Origin of the sequence: Halovibrio sp. HP20-59 (genome assembly GCF_033052795.2) — a bacterium.
Classification (GTDB): domain Bacteria; phylum Pseudomonadota; class Gammaproteobacteria; order Pseudomonadales; family Halomonadaceae; genus Vreelandella.
Genome location: NZ_JAWJUW020000066.1, coordinates 1 through 353, shown reverse-complemented (window position 1 = coordinate 353; position 353 = coordinate 1). Strand labels below are relative to the sequence as shown.

Annotated in this window: 1 protein-coding gene; it reads left to right on the top strand. The window is 61.5% G+C overall.

The window, feature by feature from the left end; genetic code table 11:
• Positions 1-353 (top strand): hypothetical protein (locus RZA33_RS19410; protein WP_317509564.1); only part of this gene is annotated, 353 nt, incomplete at both ends.

The window sequence follows — 353 nt, the reverse complement described above, 5'->3', positions numbered from 1 at the left end:
TGCCATTTTTCAAAGACGCACAAGGTGCCCTGCATTATCTGAGCAGCACGGATGTCACAAACGCGGCGGGAAGCGGCTTGCCATTGCCGGCCCCCGATTGGGCGGCAATCACCGACGATGAGGCTGCAGCAATACAGAATCCACCGCTCACCGTGGGGCAGGCGCAGGCACAGCAGATTGCATTGCTTGAAGCCGCGTACTCGAGCGCAATCACCCAGCCCGTGACCTTCACCACGGCGGCCGGCGTGAAAAAGACGTTCCAGGCCGACACCGACAGCCAAATCGTCCTGATCAAGGCGCAGCAGGGCTATGCGATTGTCGGCGCGGTTCCGGACGGCTTCTCCTGGGTCGCA